Annotated in this window: 16 protein-coding genes and 1 riboswitch; of the genes, 14 read left to right on the top strand and 2 right to left on the bottom strand. The window is 62.2% G+C overall.

The window, feature by feature from the left end; genetic code table 11:
- Nucleotides 1-876 precede the first annotated feature (876 nt).
- The 4 genes from IPM84_18565 (at nucleotide 877) to IPM84_18580 (ending at nucleotide 5,624) form a co-directional block, all read left to right on the top strand.
- Nucleotides 877-1,155, top strand: a complete 279-nt coding sequence (locus IPM84_18565; GenBank protein ID MBK9094731.1) for a hypothetical protein — start codon at nucleotides 877-879, stop codon at nucleotides 1,153-1,155.
- Between the two features lie 92 nt (nucleotides 1,156-1,247).
- The gene (locus IPM84_18570; GenBank protein MBK9094732.1) at nucleotides 1,248-2,588 is read left to right on the top strand and encodes an IS4 family transposase; all 1,341 of its coding nucleotides are present in this window, start codon (nucleotides 1,248-1,250) and stop codon (nucleotides 2,586-2,588) included.
- A 316-nt stretch (nucleotides 2,589-2,904) separates the two neighbouring features.
- A complete protein-coding gene (locus tag IPM84_18575; protein MBK9094733.1) occupies nucleotides 2,905-3,981 on the top strand; it encodes an alpha/beta hydrolase in 1,077 nt (358 codons plus the stop codon).
- A gap of 29 nt (nucleotides 3,982-4,010) precedes the next feature.
- On the top strand, nucleotides 4,011-5,624 hold the full coding sequence (locus IPM84_18580; GenBank protein MBK9094734.1) for a glycosyltransferase family 39 protein: 1,614 nt from the start codon (nucleotides 4,011-4,013) through the stop codon (nucleotides 5,622-5,624).
- A gap of 449 nt (nucleotides 5,625-6,073) precedes the next feature.
- Here IPM84_18580 and IPM84_18585 read toward each other — a convergent pair whose 3' ends face one another.
- A complete protein-coding gene (locus tag IPM84_18585) occupies nucleotides 6,074-8,914 on the bottom strand; it encodes a DEAD/DEAH box helicase family protein (GenBank protein MBK9094735.1) in 2,841 nt (946 codons plus the stop codon).
- Nucleotides 8,915-9,340: 426 nt separating this feature from the next.
- On the opposite strand from IPM84_18585, the gene IPM84_18590 reads away from it, so the two are divergent.
- The 10 genes from IPM84_18590 (at nucleotide 9,341) to IPM84_18635 (ending at nucleotide 20,009) form a co-directional block, all read left to right on the top strand.
- On the top strand, nucleotides 9,341-10,966 hold the full coding sequence (locus IPM84_18590) for a CTP synthase (protein ID MBK9094736.1): 1,626 nt from the start codon (nucleotides 9,341-9,343) through the stop codon (nucleotides 10,964-10,966).
- 121 nt (nucleotides 10,967-11,087) lie between these two features.
- Nucleotides 11,088-11,837, top strand: a complete 750-nt coding sequence (locus tag IPM84_18595; protein ID MBK9094737.1) for a YebC/PmpR family DNA-binding transcriptional regulator — start codon at nucleotides 11,088-11,090, stop codon at nucleotides 11,835-11,837.
- A 195-nt stretch (nucleotides 11,838-12,032) separates the two neighbouring features.
- Nucleotides 12,033-12,527: a crossover junction endodeoxyribonuclease RuvC gene (gene ruvC, locus IPM84_18600; protein ID MBK9094738.1), complete on the top strand. Its 495-nt coding sequence runs from the start codon at nucleotides 12,033-12,035 to the stop codon at nucleotides 12,525-12,527.
- 22 nt (nucleotides 12,528-12,549) lie between these two features.
- Nucleotides 12,550-13,281 carry a response regulator transcription factor gene (locus IPM84_18605; protein ID MBK9094739.1) on the top strand — a complete coding sequence of 244 codons (732 nt, stop codon included), beginning with the start codon at nucleotides 12,550-12,552 and terminating at the stop codon, nucleotides 13,279-13,281.
- Nucleotides 13,282-13,351: 70 nt separating this feature from the next.
- Nucleotides 13,352-13,927 (top strand): Holliday junction branch migration protein RuvA, encoded by a 576-nt coding sequence (gene ruvA / locus IPM84_18610; protein MBK9094740.1) that lies wholly within the window; start codon nucleotides 13,352-13,354, stop codon nucleotides 13,925-13,927.
- A 62-nt stretch (nucleotides 13,928-13,989) separates the two neighbouring features.
- A riboswitch (SAM riboswitch) is annotated at nucleotides 13,990-14,102 on the top strand.
- Nucleotides 14,103-14,207: 105 nt separating this feature from the next.
- Nucleotides 14,208-15,299, top strand: coding sequence for an S-methyl-5-thioribose-1-phosphate isomerase (gene mtnA / locus IPM84_18615; GenBank protein ID MBK9094741.1), 1,092 nt, complete (start codon nucleotides 14,208-14,210; stop codon nucleotides 15,297-15,299).
- A gap of 33 nt (nucleotides 15,300-15,332) precedes the next feature.
- Complete coding sequence (locus IPM84_18620) at nucleotides 15,333-16,316, top strand: carbohydrate kinase family protein (protein ID MBK9094742.1); 984 nt, start codon at nucleotides 15,333-15,335, stop codon at nucleotides 16,314-16,316.
- 4 nt (nucleotides 16,317-16,320) lie between these two features.
- Nucleotides 16,321-17,151 carry a GNAT family N-acetyltransferase gene (locus tag IPM84_18625; GenBank protein ID MBK9094743.1) on the top strand — a complete coding sequence of 277 codons (831 nt, stop codon included), beginning with the start codon at nucleotides 16,321-16,323 and terminating at the stop codon, nucleotides 17,149-17,151.
- A gap of 195 nt (nucleotides 17,152-17,346) precedes the next feature.
- Nucleotides 17,347-18,609 (top strand): adenosylhomocysteinase, encoded by a 1,263-nt coding sequence (locus tag IPM84_18630; protein ID MBK9094744.1) that lies wholly within the window; start codon nucleotides 17,347-17,349, stop codon nucleotides 18,607-18,609.
- Nucleotides 18,610-18,809: 200 nt separating this feature from the next.
- Complete coding sequence (locus IPM84_18635; GenBank protein ID MBK9094745.1) at nucleotides 18,810-20,009, top strand: methionine adenosyltransferase; 1,200 nt, start codon at nucleotides 18,810-18,812, stop codon at nucleotides 20,007-20,009.
- A gap of 1,055 nt (nucleotides 20,010-21,064) precedes the next feature.
- Here the strand turns inward: IPM84_18635 and IPM84_18640 are convergent.
- On the bottom strand, nucleotides 21,065-21,965 hold a 901-nt coding region (locus IPM84_18640; GenBank protein MBK9094746.1), incomplete at its 5' end, for an SUMF1/EgtB/PvdO family nonheme iron enzyme.

A 21,965-nucleotide genomic window follows, 5' to 3' on the forward strand; every position in this document is an offset into this window, starting at 1 on the left:
TATCATAGCATACGTTGCTACCGGTGTCAATGCCTGTCGTTCGCCAGCAGCAATTCCAAATGTGAACGGAATGGCTGCCCGTAAATGGGCCTGCGCTCCTCGTTCGGGCGGTTTTGGCCCAAAATCCCCGAGATAGGTGGGCAGCAAGAGGGATTGTGGGCGTTGGAAAGCTACATTTGGAAATGCGGCGCCCCGTAGGGGCACCTTGACTTGAGCGAGCGATGCCCCCCCACACCCGTCGTCCCGTAGGGACGATTGAATGAGGCCGCCCCGAGCGCAATCTATACCACGACCGCAAGGGATGGATTCAACCGTCCCTACGGGACGGATACGGCTCGTGCGATGATGGATGGCTAAGGTCAGGTGTCCCTACGGGACGCGTCGCGCCCACCAGGACGGCCTGGCGCTGGCCAGTCACATGGATGGCTACATTTGGAACTGCGGCGCCCCGTAGGGGCACCTTGACTTGAGCGAGCGATGCCCCCCCACACCCGTCGTCCCGTAGGGACGCCTTGACTTGAGCGAGCGATGCCCCCCCACACCCGTCGTCCCGTAGGGACGCCTTGACTTGAGCGAGCGATGCCCCCCCACACCCGTCGTCCCGTAGGGACGCCTTGACTTGAGCGAGCGATGCCCCCACACCCGTCGTCCCGTAGGGACGCCTTGACTTGAGCGAGCGATGCCCCCCCACACCCGTCGTCCCGTAGGGACGATTGAATGAGGCCGCCCCGAGCGCAATCTATACCACGACCGCGGGGGATGGATTCAACCGTCCCTACGGGACGGATACGGCTCGTGCGATGATGGCTAAGGTCAGGTGTCCCTACGGGACGCGTCGCGCCCACCAGGACGGCCTGGCGCTGGCCAGTCACATGGATGGCTACATTTGGAACTGCTGATGGCGTTCGCCAGCAGGAATTCCAAACGTGGTCGCTGAAGACATCTGGAATGAAGGCTTTAGCCGGTTATTGGGCACTTGAGAACCCTGTGGCAGACCGGCTGAAGCCTCGATTCCGGGTGCATTTGGAATTCCTGGGAATGAAGGCTTTAGCCGGTTATTGGGCACTTGAGAATCCTGTGGCAGACCGGCTGAAGCCTCGATTCCGGGTGCATTTGGAATTCCTGGGAATGAAGGCTTTAGCCCAATGGCACTAAGATTTCACACCTGAGAGCCAAGTCGGCGTCTGGTGTTTTCGAGCGAAAGCGGGTATGCTTCCTGGGCTTGGGTTTTAGGAAAGGAGGCGTCCATGGCTGCTCTCGCTCAATCCGCCCGCCGACCGAGTTCGGCGGAACTGTTGCCGGTATTTCAGGAACTCCTGCCGGTTCAAGTGCTCCGTGACCTGGTCCAGGCCACCAAGAAACGGTTCTATGAGCGCATCTTCACGCCGTTGATTCTGACGTGGTGCATGATTTATCAGCGCCTCAACGCCGACCACAGCCTGGATGCGGTGGTGAGTTACGTCGGCACGGGCGCCGTCGACCGCCTGGACCAGCGGCACGCCGAGCCGCTGTCGCAACGCTTGCGGTCGGAAAGCACTTCGGCCTACAGCCAAGGCCGGCAACGCTTGCCCCTGGCGGTGTTAGAAGGTGCGTTAGGCCACACGGCCCACACGGTGCGGCAGGCGTTAGGCGCCAATGGCCTCTGGCTCGGCCATCCGGTGGCCCTGTTCGATGGGACGACCTTCCTGCTGGAGCCGGAACCCGAATTGGTGGCGCACTATGGCCGCCATAAGAACCAGCATGGCGAGACGTTTTGGGCCATTATGCAAACCGTGGTGGCGTTCTGCCCGTTCAGCGGGGCGCTCCTGGGCGTCGTGGACGGCGCACTGTACACCAGTGAACAGGCGCTCGCCGTCAAGTTGCTGGCACAAGCCGTGACGGGCAGTGTCTACGTCGGCGACCGCAATTTTGGCGTGTTCAGTGTCGCCCAAGCGGCGCGGCACTATGGCGTAGATGTGCTCTTGCGCTTGACCCGCAGGCGGGCACACGCCTTAGGCAAGCGCAAGTTGCACGCGGGTGAAGATTTGGCTGTGTCCTGGCAACCGACAAAAAATGATCAATTACAGCCCGAGATGTCCGCGGAGCCGATTGCCGGTCGGCTGATCTATGTGCGGGTGGAGCGGCCGGGTTTTCGCCCGGTAGACCTGTACCTCTTCACCACGCTCCTGGATGCCAGCCGTTACACCATTGCCCAACTGGTCGAACTGTATGGTCTCCGCTGGCACGTCGAACTGGATATCCGCTATGTTAAAGATACACTGGACATGGGCTTGCTGACCGGCCAATCGCCGGATATCGTTCGCAAAGAATTGACCGCCGGTCTCTTGGCCTACAACCTTATCCGAGGCTACATGGCCAAAGCTGCCCAGGGCGCCGGACTTTCACCGCTGGCCTTGAGCTTCACGCGCTGCTGGCGCCGCATATGCAACTTCTGGCTCACTTGGCAGGCCCCCAAATCGGCCAGGCAGGTCAAAAAGCTGTTCCAGCGCCTGCTCGATCGCCTGGCCAAGCGCAGCTGCCGCCGCGAAAACGCTTTCGCATCGAGCCGCGCGCCGTACGGCGTCGTCCAGCCGTCTATCCTGCCCTAAAGGGCTCCCGAACCGATGCTCGCCAAACCCTGCTTGAGCAACTACGGGAACCCACCAAATCTTAGTGCCATTGGGCTTTAGCCGGTTATTGGGCACTTGAGAATCCTGTGGCAGACCGGCTGAAGCCTCGATTCCGGGTGCATTTGGAATTCCTGACCTATGGAAATACTTATGGAGATACGTCTGCGCTGTGGTAAAATAGGCGCCTGCGGTGCGCGACAGCCATTTTCACTATAGACCGCATAGACCGCGATAACAGTTAGCAGTTAGCTATGATGAAAGCTATGATGAAAGCTATGATGAAAGGAACTATGCCATGTCTGTTTTTCCACTTCTTCCCGGTATCACGATGCAGCGTATCCAGACTGCGCGTCTGGAAATGAACGTGTTGACCGCCGGTCAGTCCAGCGCTGAGCCGGTTGTCCTGTTGCACGGCAATGTCTCTTCCGCCCGTTTCTGGGAGGAGACCATGCAAGTTCTGGCCGGCCAGGGCGCCTACGTCATCGCCCCCGATCAACGCGGCTATGGCGACACCCAAGCTCTCCCCATTGACGCCACCCGCGGCCTGCGCGATTGGTCAGACGATCTGCAGAGTCTGATCGAAGCAGTCGGTATTGGCCCCTTCCATCTGATCGGGTGGTCGGCCGGCGGCGGCATTGCCATGCAGTACGCGGTGGACCATGCGGCCCAGGTGCGCTCGCTCACCCTGGTGTCCGCCATGTCGCCTTTTGGCTTCGGTGGCACCAAGGGCGCCAACGGTGAACCGGACTACGCCGATTTTGCCGGCTCCGGCGGCGGCACGGCCAATCCGGACTTTGCCCAGCGCCTGCTCAACGGCGACCGCGGCAGTGATAGCCCCAACAGCCCGCGCAACGTGATGAATACCTTCTACTTCAAGCCGCCATTTCACCCCGCGCCCGCTCGTGAAGAGGCTTTTGTGGACGCCATGCTCACCACCAAGGTGGGCGATGACTTCTATCCCGGCGACATGCGACCGTCCGCCAATTGGCCTGGCGTGGGTCCGGGCGCCGGCGGTATCAACAACGCCTTCTCGCCCGCCTACTGTAACTTGAGAGACTTCGCCGCGATTGACCCCCAGCCGGCCGTGCTCTGGATTCGCGGCGCGGACGATCAAATCGTTTCGGATACCTCCTTCTTCGATTTTGGCTTTCTCGGACAGCTCGGCTTTGTCCCCGGCTGGCCTGGTGCCGATGTCTACCCTACGCAGCCCATGGTCAGCCAGCTCCGCCACGTCCTGGACGCCTATCAGGCCAACGGCGGCGCCTACACCGAAGTCGTCTTCGCCGACTGCGGCCATTCACCGCAGATCGAAAAACCGGGAGAATTCAAGGACGCCCTGCTGCCGTTTATTCAAATCGGGCAAACCGGGTAAGCGTCATCGCACTTGTTGAGAATTCTTAGATGAACACGATCAGGCAAGCGCAACGAGCGGGAGCGCTGTGGGCGGTGTTGATTGTGGCGTTCGGGCTGCGCGTCTACGGTTTCTGGTTCGGCCTGCCCTACGTGCTGACCGGCGATGGTGAGAACGCCTTCATCGTCCCGGCGGTGCGGATGGTGGTGGGTGGCGATCTCAATCCGCACTGGTTTGGGCATCCCGGCTCCACCGTCATCTACCCGTTGGCGCTGCTCTACGGCCTGATCTACGTCGCTGGGCACGCGGCCGGCCAGTTCGACCAGCCGGCCGCGCTGCAGGCTCTGCTGACCAGCGACCCCACCCTGTTCTACGCGACGGCACGCCTGCTCAGCATCGCCTGGGCCGTGGCCACGGTGGCGCTCGTCTGGCTGCTGGGCAAGCGGCTGGGCGGGCATCGCCTGGGTCTGCTGGCGGCGCTATGCCTCGCGGTCAACCCCATGCACCGCGAGTGGACCACCTGGGCGCGCAGTGATGCGCCAGCCGCTTTCTTCGTCACGCTCGGCATCTACGCCGCCATCCGTTTTGCCGACCATCCCTCACGCCGTTGGGCGCTGATCGCCGGCGCGGCGACGGGCCTGGCCGCGTCCACCAAAATCACCACGGGCGTGGTTTTCGTCGCCTGGCTCGTCGCCTGGCTCACGCAGCGCGGACGCGGCCGCAAGCTCGACTTTGGCGCGTTCGCCCTGGCTGCGTTGGCGGCGGCGGTCGCCTTTGCGCTGACCTCGCCCTACGTCCTTCTCGACTGGCCGCACGCCATCCCCAATCTGCTCTTCGAGAACCGCGGCGGCCACGCGGGCGCGGAGCGGCTGCCCGGCTTGCAGAACTGGGGGCGGTATGTGGCGGTCGCTTTGCCCGGCGCAGTCGGCTGGCCGGCCATCCTCCTCGCGATCGTGGGCCTGGTCACGCCGCGCCGGTCGTCCAGCGCAGGGCGAGGCGCGAGCCTGATTCTGCTCGCCTTCCCGTTGCTCTACTGGCTGGGCATCGGCGCGTCGAACCTGCGCTGGGATCACTGGCTGGTGCCGGCGCTGCCGGTCGTGGCGCTGTGGAGCGCGCAGGGCGTGCAGGCGGTGACCCGCGCGCTGGCGCGGGCGGCGGCAGGTCGCAGCAACGAGCACGAAATTCATCTGCGTCCATCAGGCTCTGGAAGTAAGAAGCGCATGGCGCTGAGCCTTAGCCTGGCCGCGCTACTTCTGCTGACATTGGGCCAACCGCTCTTCACATCGCTGCGCCGCGCCTACCAAAGCGCGCAGCCCGATACGCAGATTCTCGCCATTCGCTGGTTCGCAGAGCACGTGCCCGCGCAGACCGTCGTGGGCAGTGAGTGGTATACCGGGCTTTTCTGGAGCGCAACGATCAAACTGGAGGAGGTGCCCACGCTCGGCAGGTCAACGCCAGAGTACTTCCGCGAGCGCGGCGCCCGCTTCGTCGTTGGCAGCAGCGATATCTACGACCGCTTCTACGCCGAACCGGCCCGCTACGCCGACGTCATCGCGGCCTACGAACGCTTTTGGCGCGAACTGCCCCTGGTCATCGAGTTGAAGCCCGACCCCTGGCGCCGCCCCGGCCCCACCATCCGCATCCTGCGCGTAACAAGACGGTAGTTGCCGCATGGAATGGTTCTATTGACCATGAATACCTGGCGTACGCGACGCCTGATCACCCTGAGTACAGGCGATACTCCACACGCGATTTCCTGGCCGTGACACCGGAGGCCATTGCATGAAGACAAGCATCGTAGGAGTAGGGAGATTGTACCTTAACTCCGACCATTTTTCTGTCTAGTTTTTCCCATCCATTATAGTGGTGGCTCGAGGGGGTCGGCGGTCGGGAGGGGCGGTTGGGGGGCGCGGGGCGGGCTCTTCAATCGGCGGGGGTCAGGGCGTCCCTACGGGACGGTGGGTGTGGGGGGGCGGCGTTAAGGTCAGGGCGTCCTTACGGGACGGTGAGCATAACCCGGCAAACGTCAAAGGCGCAAGAGACGCAAGCGTCATCTCGAAAATCGTTTGCGTCGTTTGCGCCGCTTGCGTTGAGCCGAATTCATTCGGCGTGCTCAGCGCGGCGCCCGGTCGGCGGGCGGAGCGAGCCAGCGGGCGGCCTGTTCCGGCAGGATGGAGAGCGGGCCTTTGAACAGGGTGCAGGTGGGCAGCGATTCGATGAACTGCTGCCCGTACTGTTTGCTGAGCACGCGGCGGTCGAGGATGACGCAGACGCCGCGGTCGCTCCGGGTGCGAATCAGGCGGCCAAAGCCCTGGCTGAAGCGCAGGATGGCATCGGGCACGGCGTAATGGAGAAACGGCTCTTCGACGGCTTCGCTGCGCGCGGCAAAGATGGGATCGTTGGGCACGGCAAAGGGCAGCCGCACGATGACCAGGCAGCTCAGCGCTTCGCCGGGGATGTCCACCCCTTCCCAGAAGCTGCGCGTGCCCAGCAGCACCGAGCGTTCGGTGTTTTTGAAGTTTTCCATCAACTGACGCCGCGAGGCGCCGCCGCCTTGCTCGAACACCACGATGTCATTCAGGGCCAGGAGCGGGGTAATGGCGTCGCGCGTGCGCTTGAGTTGATTGTACGCGGTGAACAGCACCAGCATGCGCCCCTTGGTCGCCCGGCCGATGTCCACAATGGCCCGCTCCACGGCCGTCTGATAGCCCTGGGCATTGGGGTCAGGGATGTCGGTGGGCAAGCAGAGCAGGGTGGAGGCCGCATAGTCGAAAGGCGAGCCAACCGCCAGCGTCGGCACATCCCAGGCGTGCAGGCGCTCCGCCAGAAAATCAAATGAGCCGGCCGTGCGCAGGGTGGCTGAGGTCATGATGACCGCCTGCTTGTCACGCAGCAGGTGTTGCGCCACCAGCCCGCCCACCTGGAGCGGCGCCGCGCGCAGGGAAAGACGGAAGAGCGGATCGGCATCGGTGCGTTCGTTTTCCGCGGCCAGTTCCAGCCAGTAGATGCCGTTCTGGTCGGGGTGCGAAACGAGCGCGGAGACCTGCTCATCCAGATTGCGCAGATGCTGCGCCGCGCCGGCCAATTCGGTGGCTGATGTCTCGAAAGCGGCGGGGTCGTCCTGGGCCAGGATGACAAGCGCCTGGCGCAGATGTTCGATCTGTTCGCACAGTTGGCGCCAGGCGACGGCCAGGTGGTCCCACTGGATTTCGACGCGATCCCACAGCGGTTGGACGCGGGCGCTGGGTGTCAGGCGCACGCGCTGGTCATAGGCGGTGCTGCCCTGCGTCTGTTCGGCGACAAAGGCCAGCAGGGTGCGCAAGAAATCGGGCAGGCGCTCACGGCTGGTGGTCACTGCATCTTGACTGCGCTGCAGCCACAGCCAGAGTTGGCTACGTGTGCCAAAGGCCACCCCGGCCACCTGCTGGCGCACGGTGCTGAGCAAGCCGCCCCCGCGGCCACCGCCGGCCGGATAAAGCTCATTCAAGAAGGCTAGGAACGACGCGGCCGTGACCTGGAAACCCATCTGCTGCGTGATGGCATTCTCCAGGTGATGCGCCTCATCCACGATCAGGTGGGCATAGGCTGGCAGCAGCCGGTTTTCCACGGCGATGTCGGCCAGGAGCAGGGCGTGGTTGACCACGATGAGATGTGCGCTCTCGGCCTGGTTGCGCGCCTGCTGGAAGAAGCAGGGGCCGCCGGGCAGCGCCTGGCATTGGGCCGTGCTGCATGAATCGCGTTCCGCGCAGACGCGCGACCAGACGGGCTGCTCCGTCGCCTTGGTAAACATCATCTCGTCACGATCGCCGGTCTGGGTGTGCTGCAGCCAGATGAGCACCTTGACCAGCAGGTGTACCTCGTCCTCGCTGAGGTCGCTGCGGCTGCGCAGGTAGTTGAAGCGCCGCGGGCACAGATAGTTGGTGCGCCCTTTGACCAGGGCCACGCGCGCGGGTGTCGCCAACAGGGGTTGCAGCGCGGGGATGTCTTTGCCCACAAGCTGATCCTGCAGGTTGATGGTGTTGGTGGAAACGACCACGCGGGTGTCGTTTTGGATGGCGTACTGAGCCGCGGGCAGGAGGTAGGCCAACGACTTCCCGGTGCCGGTGCCCGCCTCTACCAGTAGATGGTGCGCGTTATTGAACGCGTCAGCCACGCCGCGCAGCATGTCAACCTGCTGCGGGCGATGCTCATAGCCGGGAAAGATGGCGGCGAGCCGGCCGCCTGGCGCCAGGAGATCTGCCAACGCGTCAACGTCCAGCGCCACGGGTACGCGGCGGGGGTGGAGCGCCGCGTCGTAACTCGCGTCGGTCCAGCGCGCGCGGCCGGGAACGACCTGGGGGGTGGCGCGACGCGGGTCGGTGGAGGCGGCAAGGGCTGCCATTTCGTGAAAGATGGGGCGCAAGGCCCACTGGCTGTGAGCGGTCAGGCGGCGAATCTCGGCCAGCACAGCGGGCGCCAGGCGGCTGCCGACCTCGATCAACGCCAGGAAAAGATGCAGGCTGGCGCGGGCGTCGTCCAACGCGCGGTGCGCGTCGGCCAGGGTGATGTTGAAACGCGCAGCCAGCGTGGTCAGGTTGTAGCGTTCCTGGCGCGGCAGCAGCACCGTGGCCAGGTCGAACGTGTCAATGGCCAGGTTCTGGCGGAAGAGATCGAATTGGGCGAGAAAGCCGAGGTCGAAGCCGATGTTGTGGCCGACGATGGGCAGATTGCCCACAAAGCGCAGGAGCGGCGGGCCAACCAGGGCCAGGGGCGGCGCCTGGGCCACATCCGCACTGCTGATGCCGGTCAGTTGGGTGATGCCCAGGGGAATCGGCCGTCCCGGATTGACCAGGGTTGACCATTCGTCGGTGATGCGACCGTCTTCCAGCTTGACACAGCCGATCTCGATGATGGCATCGCGTTCAGCGTTCAGGCCGGTCGTCTCCAGGTCGAGCGCGACGCAGGTAAGAGGCATGATAGCTCATTTCCAGGTTACAGATGATTGTGATGGATAGTCGGTAACAACAGTTGCCATATCCTAGCGCACATTGCCCAGGGTGCAAAATTTGACCGGCATCCTCGCCAGGTGACGGCGCCGGGCGCGCTGTGCCTGCGTGCCCGCACTTTTGACATCTCGTCATGTTACGCTATACTTGCAGGCATGAGCGGCAGGCGAGGCGGTTGTTGCCCAAAACCAGCGCAGGACCTAGCAAGTGAAATCAGCGGTGCAGATTCGCAGCGGCCCGCTTTTTCAGCGCCGCCCAGGGACACGGAGACTTTATACTCCGTGTCTTTTTTGTTTAGTCCAACGTCACGTTGGCCGCGGCAACCGCGGCGGCCGGCGTGATTCACGCAAGCACCGGCTGAGTCGGGGAGTGAATCGGGGAGCAAGAGAGCCTTCATGACCAACTATATTTTTGTAACAGGTGGCGTCGTCAGCTCACTGGGCAAGGGCGTCACCGCGGCCGCCCTGGGGCGGTTACTCAAGAGTCGCGGGGTCACGGTTTCGATCCAGAAGCTGGACCCATACCTCAACGTGGATCCAGGCACCATGTCGCCCTATCAGCATGGCGAGGTTTTCGTCACCGAAGATGGCGCTGAGACCGACCTGGACCTGGGGCATTACGAACGTTTCATTGATGAGAACCTGAGCCGCGCAAGTAATGTGACGGCAGGCCAGATCTACGCAGAGGTAATCGGACGTGAGCGGCGCGGTGATTACTTGGGCGGCACCATCCAGGTCATTCCGCATGTGACCAATGAGATCAAACGCCGTATTGCCGCGGTGGCCAAAGCCAGCAATGCCGAGGTAATCATTGTCGAAGTGGGTGGCACGGTGGGCGACATCGAGGGTTTGCCGTTCCTGGAAGCTATCCGTCAGATGCGCAAAGAGGTGGGGCGCGATAACTCGCTGTATTTGCACGTGACCTGGATGCCCTACGTGGCTGCGTCCGGCGAATTGAAAACGAAGCCGACCCAGCACAGCGTGCGCGAACTGCGCAGCATCGGCATCCAGCCTGATGTGATTGTCTGTCGCTCCGATCATCCCGTGGAGGACAGCCTGCGCGAGAAGATCGCCCTCTTCTGCGATGTGGACGTCGAAGCGGTGGTGCCCCTGGTCACAGCAGACACTGTCTACGCGGTGCCGCTGGAGCTGGAGATGGCCGGGTTGGCGCACTATGTGCTCAGCCGGCTCGGTTATGCGCCGGCCGTGGCAACCGCGCAGGACGATCACCTGGCGGAATGGCGGGCGTTGGTGGCACGCGCGCGCGCCGACAAACCGGCGCTCAAAATCGGCGTGGTAGGAAAGTATGTCCAGTTGGAGGACGCGTACATGAGCGTGCGCGAGGCGCTGCTGCACGCGGCCTGGGCGTTGGGCTACGGCGTGGAGATCATCTGGATCAGCTCGGAAGATCTGGAGAAGGGGCGCGGCATGCATCTCCTGCAGAGGGTGGATGGCATTGTGGTGCCCGGCGGCTTTGGCTATCGCGGCATCGAAGGCAAAATTGTGGCCGCGCGCTACGCGCGCGAACAAAAGGTGCCTTATCTGGGCCTGTGCCTGGGGATGCAGGTGTTGTGCATCGAGTTTGCCCGCCACATCTTCGATAGCGATGAACCCAACAGCGTGGAGTTCGATCCCACCACGCGCGTGCCGGTGATTGATCTGATGCCTGACCAGCGCGTGGTGGAGGACCTGGGCGGCACCATGCGCCTGGGTATTTATCCGTGCAAGCTGGCGCCCGGCACGCGTGCGGCTGAGGCGTATCAAAGCGACATGGTGATGGAGCGCCACCGCCATCGCTTCGAGTTCAACAACGCCTATCGGGCCATCCTGGAAAAGGCGGGGTTGGTCTTCAGCGGCCTCTCGCCGGACGGCCGCCTGGTGGAAATTGCCGAGCTGCGCGATCACCCCTGGATGTTGGGCAGCCAGTTCCATCCGGAATTCAAGTCGCGGCCCACCGCGCCGCGCCCGCTCTTTCTCGGCTTCATACGCGCCGTCGAAGCACACGTGCGCAACCGGCCGTGACCTACAGGGTTATGCTACTGAATCCAACGTTTATCGAATCTGTGCTATAATTACTTTGTCTAAGCCTGGTCCATTGACAGGGTCGTTCAGGTTGGATTGACTTGAAACACAGAGGAGTGTTATGTCCGGTCATAGCAAATGGGCAACCATCAAGCGCAAAAAGGGCGCGGCTGATGCCAAGCGCGGGGCCTTGTTCACCAAATTGGCCCGTCAGATCACCATTGCCGCACGCGAAGGCGGCGATCCCGAATATAATTTCAAATTGCGGCTGGCGGTGGATCAAGCCAAAGCCAACGCCATGCCCCGTGACAACATCGAGCGCGCGGTCAGGCGGGGTTCTGGTGCGGACAAAGATACCGATCTGGAAGAGCTGCTCTATGAGGGTTACGGGCCGCACGGCATCGCCCTGCTGCTGCAGATCGTCACTGACAATCGCAACCGCACCGTGGGCGATGTCCGGCGCCTGTTTACGCGGGCCAATGGCAACCTGAGCGAGGCCGGCTCCGTGGCCTGGCAGTTCGAAGCCCGCGGGCACATCGTCATTGAGACGCAGAAACTAGCTGAAGACAAACTCTTTGAGATCGCCCTGGAAGCCGGCGCCGATGATATTCAGTTTGCCGACGGGGAAGCCGATATCTACACCAATCCCGGTGATCTGCAACTGGTACGTGAGGCTCTGACCAAGCAGCATTTGCACATCACCGTCTTCGAGCTGATCATGGTGCCCAAGACAACCCTGGCCATCGAGCCGTTCGATGCGGTGCAGGTCATGCACCTGATGGAAAACCTGGAGGAGTTGGACGACGTGACGAAAGTCTACTCCAACCTGGAAGTGACAGACGAGGCGCTCGCCGCGATGGAGGAGGAGTAGGGGAGATCGGAGAGCGGAGAGCGGAGACCGGAGACCGGAGAAGCGGAGAAGCGGAGAAGCGGAGAAGCGGAGAAGCGGAGAGCGGAGAAGCGGAGAAGCGGAGAAGCGGAGAAGCGGAGAAGCGGAAGAACTCCCTTCTTCCACGAAACCTGATCTCTGATCCCTGTTCTCTGTTCTCAGAGTGGAGATCAGGGGTTGTTGATTCTTGGGGTTGATCCTGGCACGGCATCCACCGGCTATGGGTTGGTGGATGATCCCGATGATGTGTTGACTATGGTGGCTTATGGGGTGATTTCGACTACACCCGCGCACACCATGCCGGTGCGCCTACGTTCGATTTATGAACAATTATCGGGTATCATCAGTCAATTTCACCCGGAAGCCGTGGCGGTGGAGGAGCTTTTTTTCAGCCGCAATGTCACTACGGCGATTGCGGTGGGACAGGCGCGCGGAGTGGTTCTGCTGGCCGCCGCAGAGGCGGACATCCCGGTGTTCGAGTACAAGCCCCAGGTGGTCAAGCAGGCCATCGTGGGCTACGGAAGGGCCGACAAGGCTCAGGTACAGCAGATGGTACGTATGCTGTTGAACCTGGAAGAGATTCCGCGGCCAGATGACGCCGCCGACGCTATCGCCATTGCTGTTTGTCATCATCATTCAGCGCGTTTCAATACGTTGCTTGCACGCGCTTAGAAACAGCCAGGAGGAGAGTTTCATGGCACCAAAGACGGCCTCAGACGTTCAACATCACTGCCGCATCTTGTTGGCCGAAGATGAAGCACCTTTACGAAACCTGATTCGGCTGTCGCTCGAGACCCACGGCCATACCGTTTTTGCGGCCGCCGACGGCGTGGAGGCGCTCCAACTGTTCGAGAAAACGCCAGTGGACCTGGTCATTCTGGATGTCATGATGCCTCGCATGGATGGTTTTCGAACGTGTGAGGAGATTCGCAGGCGTTCCGATATTCCTGTCATCATGCTGACCGCCTTGGGCAGCGTGGACGATGTGGTGCATGGCTTCGAATTGGGCGCTGACGATTATATTACCAAACCGTTCGCCTTCAAGGAAGTGGATGCCCGCATCCAGGCCGTCCTGCGCCGGGTCGAATGGACCGAACAAGCACCGGCCATACAGATCTTGCGGATTGGCCGCGTGACGCTCAATACCAGCCTGCACCAGGTCATGGTGGAGGGCGAAACGATCCACTTGACGCCGATCGAATATCAACTACTGTCTTATCTGATGACGCGGGCCAACAAGCCGACCTCCAAAGAGCAGCTGTTCCGCGATGTATGGGGCTACGACGTGATGGGCGGCACTAACCTGGTCGAGGTTGGCATTCGGCGCTTGCGCGAGAAGATCGAAGAAAACGCCTCCAAACCCACCCACATTTTAACCGTGCGCGGGGCCGGTTACAAGTTTTGCGAACAGCCCGGCCTGGAATGAGTCACCGCAGCACGATGGATCAACCTCAGCGCGGGGCGCCAGCTGGACGCCAGGGACAGGGAGGCAGAAGATGATCGCTCGTCTGCGTGGACAAGTCGTGGCGCGTGGCAAAGACTATCTCATCGTGGACGTCGGCGGGATTGGCTACAAGGTGTTTGTGCCCGCCGATGTCCTGGTGAGCACGCGCACGGTCGAGGAAATCACCCTGCACACCCATCTGCAGGTGCGCGAAGACAACCTCAGCCTGTTTGGCCTTGCCAGTGAAGAAGCGCTCGATCTGTTCCACCTGCTGCTGACCGTGCCCGGCGTCGGGCCGAAAGGCACGCTCACGCTCCTGTCGGCCATGTCCCCAGAGGCAATCCGGCTGGCCGTCAGCCAGGAGCAGCCCGGCATCCTGGCGCGCGTGCCAGGCGTGGGCAAGAGGACGGCCGAAAAGATCGTCATGACACTCAGGGATCGCATCGGAACGGTGGCGGCCACCGAAGAACTGCTGGCGATGACCACCGCGGATGCCGAAGTGATTGATGCGCTGACCGCGCTCGGCTACAGCGTCGTCGAAGCACAGCGCGCGGTGCAGCGCATCCCACGCGAAATCAGCGGCGTCGAGGAACGCCTGCGCCATGCCCTCTCTCAGTTTGCCGAATAACTGTTTGACAAAAGCGATGGCCTGTGCTACTATCGCCCGGCTTGTAACAATTTAGAACTGGAAACTCATCCAGAGGAGGGGAGGGAGCGGCCCATTGAACCTCCGGCAACCTGTGATTTTCGCTGGTGCCAATTCCGGCAGGGAGTGTAGGCTACGCTCGCCTGAAAGATGAGAGTTGGCTCTCGCATCTTTTTGCGCCTGCTGGCCGTTGCCAGGGGCGCTTTTTTATTGACCGCGAGCAGACGCCCGCCGCGCGGCACGATGAGTACCCGGAGTTTTCATGCGCACGATTTGGTGGAATAGCAATAACCGCACCGTTCAGATGATTGACCAGCGCCTGCTCCCGCACCGGCTGGAACTGCCCGAATTCGCCGACTATCGGGCCGTGGCCGCGGCGATTCATAACATGACGATTCGCGGTGCGCCGGCCATCGGTGCGGCCGGTGCTTATGCCATGGCCCTGGCTGCGCTCCAAAGCCCGGCGCAGACACGCGATAGCCTGTTGATTGACCTGCAAGCCGCCAAGACCGTGCTCGATGCGGCCCGTCCCACCGCTGTCAACCTCAGTTGGGCCACCCAACGCTTGCTCGACCTCGCGTATCACCTGGTTTTGCCAAACATGGATGACCTCCGCAGCGCTTTGCTGGCCGCGGCCGAGCGCCTGGCCGACGAAGATGTCGAGATCAACCGGCGTATGGGCGCGTTCGGCGCGGCCGTCATTCTCGATGGCGCCAACATTTTGCACCATTGCAACACCGGCTCGCTGGCCGCGGTGGACTACGGCACCGCGCTGGGCGTCGTGCGTGCCGCCGTCGAACAGGGCAAAAAAGTACACGTCTGGGTAGATGAAACTCGCCCGCGCCTGCAGGGCGCGCGCCTGACCGCCTGGGAACTGATGCAGGACGGCATCCCCATGACCCTGATTGCCGACAATGCCGCCGGGCACCTGATGCGGACCGGCAAGGTGGATGTGGTGCTGTTCGGCGCCGATCGGGTGGCGGCCAATGGCGATGTGGCTAACAAAGTGGGCAGCTACAGCCTGGCCGTGCTGGCCCAAGAGAATGGCATTCCCTGCTATTCCGTGGTTCCCACCTCCACGGTTGACCTGAACCTCCCCTCTGGCGACCACATTCCGATCGAGGAGCGGGCGGCCGACGAAGTCACCCATGTCGGCGGCGTCGCCGTGGCGCCAGCCCAGGTACCCGTGTTGAACCTCGCGTTCGATGTGACTCCGCATCGTTACCTCACCGGCATCATGACCGAAGAGGGTATTTGTTATCCGCCTTTCACCGTCAGCCTGCGCCAGGCCAAAGAAGCCGCCGAAGCGCGCATCCGGGCTGCGCGGTCGCGCAGCCGGGCTGCGCGGTCATAGGGGCGGCAGAGCGTAGGAGGAATTACAAGAACGATGGCTGTCGTTGTTACCGGATCGCTGGCCTATGATTACATCATGTCCTTCCCCGGCCACTTTACCGATCATATCCTGCCTGACCAATTGCACACCCTGAGCGTGAGTTTCCTGGTGGACTCGATGCGCCGCCAACGCGGAGGCTGCGCCGCCAACATTGCCTACAGCCTGCGCCTGCTCGGGGCGCAATCCTATCTGTTCTGCACGGCAGGCCAGGATTTTGGCGATTATCAGCGCTGGCTCGAAGACCAGGGGATTGATACCTCGGGCATCACCATCTACCCCCAGGATTTCACCGCCTCCTTTTTTGTCAACACCGACCTGCGCCAGAATCAGATCGCCTCGTTCTACACCGGGGCGATGGCCCGCGCCTCTGAGCTTTCTCTGCGTGACCTGCGCCGCGCCGCTGTTGACCTGGTCATCATCTCGCCCAACGACCCCGCGGCCATGACCAAGTACGCTCAAGAAGCGGCGGACCTAGCCATCCCCTACATTTATGACCCCAGCCAGCAGATCATTCGCCTATCTGCTGAGGACCTGTTGATCGGTATGCGCCACGCACGTATTCTCACCTGCAACGATTATGAGTTCGCCATGATCCAAAACAAAACGGGTCTTGACGAACAGGCGCTGCGGGCGCTGCTGCCCACCATTGTGGTGACCCGCGGCGAACACGGCTCGGTGATCTTCGATCGCGGCGCCCAGGTTGAGATCCCGGTGGCGCTGCCGGAAAAACCGGGTGAACCGACCGGCGTGGGCGACGCGTACCGCGCCGGCCTGATCGTCGGCTTCCTGCACGGCTTCCCCTGGTCGGTGACCGGGCGCATTGCCAGCCTGGCCGCCACCTATGTGCTGGAGCAGCATGGCACGCAGGAACATCACTATTCTTTGGCCGATTTTGTGGCACGCTACCGCCGCGTCTTTGCGGACACGCCCGAATTGGAGGCGCTGGCGCAATCGGCGGCCGCCAGCAGCGCCCAGTAGGGCCATGTGGCACGTTGACAACCTGAACGACCCCGAGACGCTGCTCGCCTTCCTGCAACGCGATCGCGCCTACGCCGCCTATGCCATTGGCGACCTGGAACCGGCCCTCTTTGGCGCCTGCACCTGGTTCGGGGCTTGGCGCGGCGTGACCCTGCACACGCTGGCGCTGGTCTATGCCGGGCTGCAGCCGCCCGTGCTGTTCACCATGGGCGCGCCGGCGGGCCTGCAGGCGATTGTCGCGACCGCCGCGCTGCCGTCAACGGTGGTCATTGCCAGCCGCTGGCAGCATGTGCCGATCTTACAAGCGCGCTACGCCTTCGACGCATTGTCCCCCATGCGGCGCATGGCCGTGCAGCCGCTTGATTTCCGGCCCATCGTGGGCGCGACGCCGGTGCAACGCCTGCACCTGGACGCGGCGCCGGCCCTGCAGGCGCTCTATGCGCTTGGCGGCGAGCACGCGCCCGATGCCTTCAGCCCATCGCAGGTGGCCGAGGGCGTTTTTTATGGAATTTTCGCGGGCGCCGAGCTGGCAGCGGCCGGGGGCACACACCTGGTCGCACACCAGTTGGGGGTGGCCGCAGTGGGAAACATCTACACCCATCCCGCGCACCGCGGTCACGGGTTCGCAACGAGCATTACCAGCGCCATCACAGCGCAGTTGCTGGCCGACGGTCTGACCGTTGTCCTCAATGTCAGCGAGCACAATGCACCGGCATTGGCCGTGTACACCAAGCTCGGCTATCGTTCAGTGTGTCGGTTCGCTGAAGGGGAGGGGAGAGGTCAGAGATCGGAGATCGGAGATCAGAGACCAGAGAGCTGTGTGGAGAGCGGTTGATTTGTGGTTGAAAGTGAGGGGTGAGGGGTGAGGGGTGAGATTGGAGATCGTGAGGAGTGAGGAGTGGGGAGTGAAACGATGGAGTGGAGCGTGGGCATACGCACCCCGTATTACGCATTACCCATTGCGTATTACGCATTACGCATTGCGTATTACGCATTACGAAAACCCTATAATTGAGTTAAGGAGTAGATTGTGACACAGAATTACGATATCAAGGACCTTGAGTTGGCGGAGAAGGGGCGTTATCGGATGCAGTGGGCGGCGAAGGAGATGCCGGTGCTGGATCTGATCGAGGAGCGCTTTCGCCAGGAACAGCCGCTGCGCGGGCTGCGCATGGCGGCCTGTCTGCACGTGACGGCCGAGACCGCGAATCTGATGCGGGTTTTGCAGGCCGGCGGCGCGGAAGTGGCCCTCAGCGCTTCCAACCCGCTTTCCACGCAGGATGACGTGGCCGCGGCCCTGGTAGCCTATTACGAGATGCCTGTGTACGCCATCAAGGGCGAAAACAACGAGACCTATTATAAGCATCTCAACGCGGTGCTGGACATTAAGCCGCACATGACAATGGACGACGGCTGCGACCTGGTGTCAACGCTGCACAAGACGCGCACGGAACTGCTGCCGGGTATCCTGGGCGGCACCGAGGAGACAACCACCGGTGTGATTCGCCTGCGCGCGATGGCCGCGGAAGGCGCGCTGAAATTCCCCGTGGTGGCGGTCAACGATGCCATGACCAAGCACCTGTTCGACAACCGCTATGGCACCGGTCAATCCACGATTGATGGCATCATTCGCGCCACCAATGTGCTGCTGGCCGGCAAGAACTTCGTCGTGGCCGGCTACGGTTGGTGCAGCCGCGGGATTGCCAGCCGCGCCCGTGGCATGGGCGCGAACGTGATTGTGACCGAAATCCAGCCCTTATCCGCCCTGGAGGCGGTGATGGATGGCTTCCGTGTGATGCCGATGCGCGAGGCGGCCGTGGTGGGCGACATCTTCTGTTCGGCCACCGGCGATATCCATGTCTTTGATAAATCCCATTTCGAGGTCATGAAAGACGGCGCCATCCTCGCCAACTCGGGTCACTTCAACGTGGAGGTCAACATCCCGGCCCTGGAAGGCATGTCCAGCGAAGTGCGCCGCGTGCGCGAATTCCTGGACGAATATCACCTGGAAGATGGCCGCAAGCTCTATCTCATCGGCGAAGGGCGCCTGGTCAACCTGGCCGCGGCCGAGGGCCATCCCAGCGCGGTGATGGACATGAGCTTTGCCAACCAGGCGTTGGCCGCCGAATTCATCGTCAGCCACCGCGAGCAGCTGCAAAACAAGGTCTACACCGTACCCGTGGAGATTGACCAGGAAATCGCCCGCTTGAAGCTGAATGCGATGGGCATCCACATTGACACGCTCACAGTCGAGCAGCAGGAGTATCTGAACTCCTGGCAAGAGGGGACGTAGGAGGAGAGATTGGAGACCGGAGACCGGGGACCGGAGACCGGAGAGCGGAGACCGGAGAGCGGAGACCGGAGATTGGAGACCGGAGACCGGAGATCATCCGCCTTCCACGCACCCGATCTCTGGTCTCTGATCTCAGATCTCATACCCCTGGATAATGAGAAATGATAAGAGGGGAGTAAGTTGAAATGACAACGACGTTTATGGCGTCGCCGAAGCTGTTCTATACGTCAGAATCGGTGACTGAGGGACATCCTGATAAATTGTGTGATCAAATTTCCGATGCGGTGCTGGACGCGATCATCGGTGCGGACCCCAATGCCCGTGTGGCGTGCGAGTGTGCCACGACCACCGGCCTGATCTGCGTGATGGGTGAGATCACCACCAGCACGTATGTGGACATTCAGACGATTGCGCGCGAGACGCTGCGCAACATTGGCTATACCCGCGCGAAGTACGGCTTCGATTGCGACACCTGCGCGGTGCTGGTTTCGATCAAGGAACAGTCGGCCGACATTGCCCTGGGTGTGGATAAGGCCTACGAAGCCAAGCACGGCGAAATCTCCGACGAGGCGATCGAGGCCATCGGCGCGGGCGATCAGGGTATGATGGTGGGCTTTGCCTGCAACGAGACCGAGGAGTTGATGCCGATGTCCATCGTCCTGGCGCATAAGCTGACGCGGCGCCTGGCGCAGGTGCGCAAGGATGGCGAACTCACCTACCTGCGGCCGGACGGCAAGTCCCAGGTGACGGTGGAGTATCACTACGGCAAGCCGGTGCGTGTGGACGCAATCGTGATCTCCACGCAGCACGCGCCGGACGTGACGCAGGACGAAATCCGCAGCGACATCATCGAGTACGTCATCAATCATGTCATTCCCGTGGCGATGATGGATGACCAGACCAAGATCTACGTCAATCCGACCGGCCGCTTCGTCACCGGCGGGCCGTTGGGCGACGCCGGCCTGACCGGGCGCAAGATCATCGTGGACACCTACGGCGGTGTGGCCCGGCATGGCGGCGGCGCCTTCTCCGGCAAGGACCCGACGAAGGTGGATCGCTCCGGCGCGTACATGGCCCGTTATGTTGCCAAGAACGTGGTGGCGGCCGGCCTGGCGGACCGCATCGAGCTGCAGATCTCCTACGCCATCGGCGTGGCGCGGCCGCTCTCCCTCAGCATCGAAACGTTCGGCACCGGCCGCGTGCCAGACGAGCGCATCGTGGACTTGATCCACCAGCACTTCGACCTGCGCCCGGCCGCGATCATCCGTGACCTCAACCTGCGCCGGCCGATCTACCTGCAGACCGCCAGCTACGGCCACTTCGGTCGCCACGACCTGGACCTGCCGTGGGAAAAGACCGACAAGGCCGCAGCCCTGCGCGCCGAAGCGGGACTGGGGTAAGGGCCTCTCCTCATCCCCCGGCCCCTTCTCCTCTCCGCTGCGCGGAGAGGAGAAGGGGGGAAGAGGAGAAGAGAGCGGTTGTCGGTGGTGGCCCCACCGAATGAATTCGGTGTCTGATACGTCAAACCCGCTCAAGCGGGTTGCGTTGGTGGCCCCACCGAATGAATTCGGTGTCTGATACGTCAAACCCGCTCAAGCGGGTTGCGCTGGTGGCCCCACCGAATGAATTCGGTGTCTGATACGTCAAACCCGCTCAAGCGGGTTGCGTTGGTGGCCCCACCGAATGAATTCGGTGTCTGATACGTCAAACCCGCTCAAGCGGGTTGCGTTGGTGGCCCCACCGAATGAATTCGGTGTCTGATACGTCAAACCCGCTCAAGCGGGTTGCGGTGGTGGGAACCTGTCTTGACAGCGGAGGTTTGCTCAACGCAGGGACGCCAGGGCGCAGGGACGCAAAGGATATTCGGAAGAGCGCTGCACACCCACGGCGGCTCAGCCCGTCAATTCGCTCTCCGCAAATTTCACGAATTGAGTCGTCACACCCCACCAACCTGCTTCCAGCAGGTTTCAGGTATCAGACCGTGAATTCATTCACGGGGTGTATCAGACCGTGAATTCATTCACGGGGTGTATCAGACCGTGAATTCATTCACGGGGGGGTATCAGACCGTGAATTCATTCACGGGTGTATATCAGACCGTGAATTCATTCACGGGGCGGTGTATCAGACCGTGAATTCATTCACGGGTGGCTCAGCCCGTGAATTCGCTCTCCGCAAATTTTACGAATTCAGCCATCACACCCACCACCAACCTGCTTCAGCAGGTTTCGGTGTATCAGACCGTGAATTCATTCACGGGGCGGTGTATCAGACCGTGAATTCATTCACGGGGCGGTGTATCAGCCCGTGAATTCATTCACGGGACCGCCGGGCAATCGTCCAACCTTGCGCAGGCCCGCCGGGTAAGGAGCGGGTGTCGCGGGGGCGATTTCGACTTGCCCGGCGATTCGAGCGGCAGCCAGCCTGCGCAAGGGGGCAGCCCGACCATGTACGGTCAAACGGCGGAGGCGGATGGCGCTACCACCACGCGCAGGCCGTAGTCCTCAAGTCCAAAATTGGGAGGATTTCCATGGCGCAGGGCACAGCGCACGCGTGCCCGGCTGACAAAGTACGATCCGCCGCGCAGAACGCGGCTCTCAGACGCCGCAGCCGTCAGGTTCTCGCGCTCTTCTCGTTTGGCGCCGCTCGCGGGGTACGGGTACTTGCCATACAGCGACCGCGCCCACTCCCACACGTTACCGCTCAGCTCCTCCACCCCATACACACTCGCGCCGCCGGGAAAACAACCCACCGCGCTCGTGGTCCCGATCCCGCTCTCGTCGTAGTTTGCCCGATTGGCGTCAGGATCGTTGCCCCACGGGTAGCGCTGCCGTTCCTGCGGATTGAGATGCAATGGCGGCGTTTCCTTGCCGATTGACCCCTTCGCAGCCGATCGAATCAGCGGTTGCGCCGGAATCTCCACCCCGCCGCGCGCCGCCTTCTCCCACTCCGGCTCGTTGGGCAGCTGCACCGCCCAGCCGGCCGGTATCTGCCCTGCCAGTCGTTCATTTAGCCAGCGCGTGTAGGCCAGCGCCTCGTACCAACTTGTCCCAACGACCGGATGATTCGCAACATGGTGTGGCTCGCCAAAATCGTACGGCTTCTGGCGCGGCCCCTTGTCTCGCCACCCCGCGAACCCGGCTACACTCCACAAACCAGCCGCCTCTGCCTCGCGCCAGTAGCGCGGCTCGCGGTAGCCGCCAGCGGTCACAAACTCCTCAAACTGCGCGTTCGTCACCGGGTAGCGGCCGATCCAATAGCCGTAGGACAGATCAATCCCTTTGGGGGATTCGTCCTTCCCCGCATCCGGGTCGTCCTGGCTTCCCATCCAGAATGATCCCGCCGGGATATAGCAG

It is taken from the genome of Candidatus Amarolinea dominans (assembly GCA_016719785.1).
GTDB classification, from domain to species: domain Bacteria; phylum Chloroflexota; class Anaerolineae; order SSC4; family Amarolineaceae; genus Amarolinea; species Amarolinea dominans.

Bases quoted from the DNA above. Each gene is read 5' to 3' on its own strand.
- ruvA (MBK9094740.1), top strand. From the start codon at position 13,352: ATGATCGCTCGTCTGCGTGGACAAGTCGTGGCGCGTGGCAAAGACTAT.
- IPM84_18580 (MBK9094734.1), top strand. From the start codon at position 4,011: ATGAACACGATCAGGCAAGCGCAACGAGCGGGAGCGCTGTGGGCGGTG.
- IPM84_18565 (MBK9094731.1), top strand. From the start codon at position 877: ATGGCTACATTTGGAACTGCTGATGGCGTTCGCCAGCAGGAATTCCAA.
- IPM84_18570 (MBK9094732.1), top strand. From the start codon at position 1,248: ATGGCTGCTCTCGCTCAATCCGCCCGCCGACCGAGTTCGGCGGAACTG.
- IPM84_18635 (MBK9094745.1), top strand. From the start codon at position 18,810: ATGGCGTCGCCGAAGCTGTTCTATACGTCAGAATCGGTGACTGAGGGA.
- IPM84_18620 (MBK9094742.1), top strand. From the start codon at position 15,333: ATGGCTGTCGTTGTTACCGGATCGCTGGCCTATGATTACATCATGTCC.
- IPM84_18605 (MBK9094739.1), top strand. From the start codon at position 12,550: ATGGCACCAAAGACGGCCTCAGACGTTCAACATCACTGCCGCATCTTG.
- IPM84_18595 (MBK9094737.1), top strand. From the start codon at position 11,088: ATGTCCGGTCATAGCAAATGGGCAACCATCAAGCGCAAAAAGGGCGCG.
- IPM84_18590 (MBK9094736.1), top strand. From the start codon at position 9,341: ATGACCAACTATATTTTTGTAACAGGTGGCGTCGTCAGCTCACTGGGC.
- IPM84_18625 (MBK9094743.1), top strand. From the start codon at position 16,321: ATGTGGCACGTTGACAACCTGAACGACCCCGAGACGCTGCTCGCCTTC.
- mtnA (MBK9094741.1), top strand. From the start codon at position 14,208: ATGCGCACGATTTGGTGGAATAGCAATAACCGCACCGTTCAGATGATT.
- IPM84_18585 (MBK9094735.1), bottom strand. From the start codon at position 8,914: ATGCCTCTTACCTGCGTCGCGCTCGACCTGGAGACGACCGGCCTGAAC.
- IPM84_18575 (MBK9094733.1), top strand. From the start codon at position 2,905: ATGTCTGTTTTTCCACTTCTTCCCGGTATCACGATGCAGCGTATCCAG.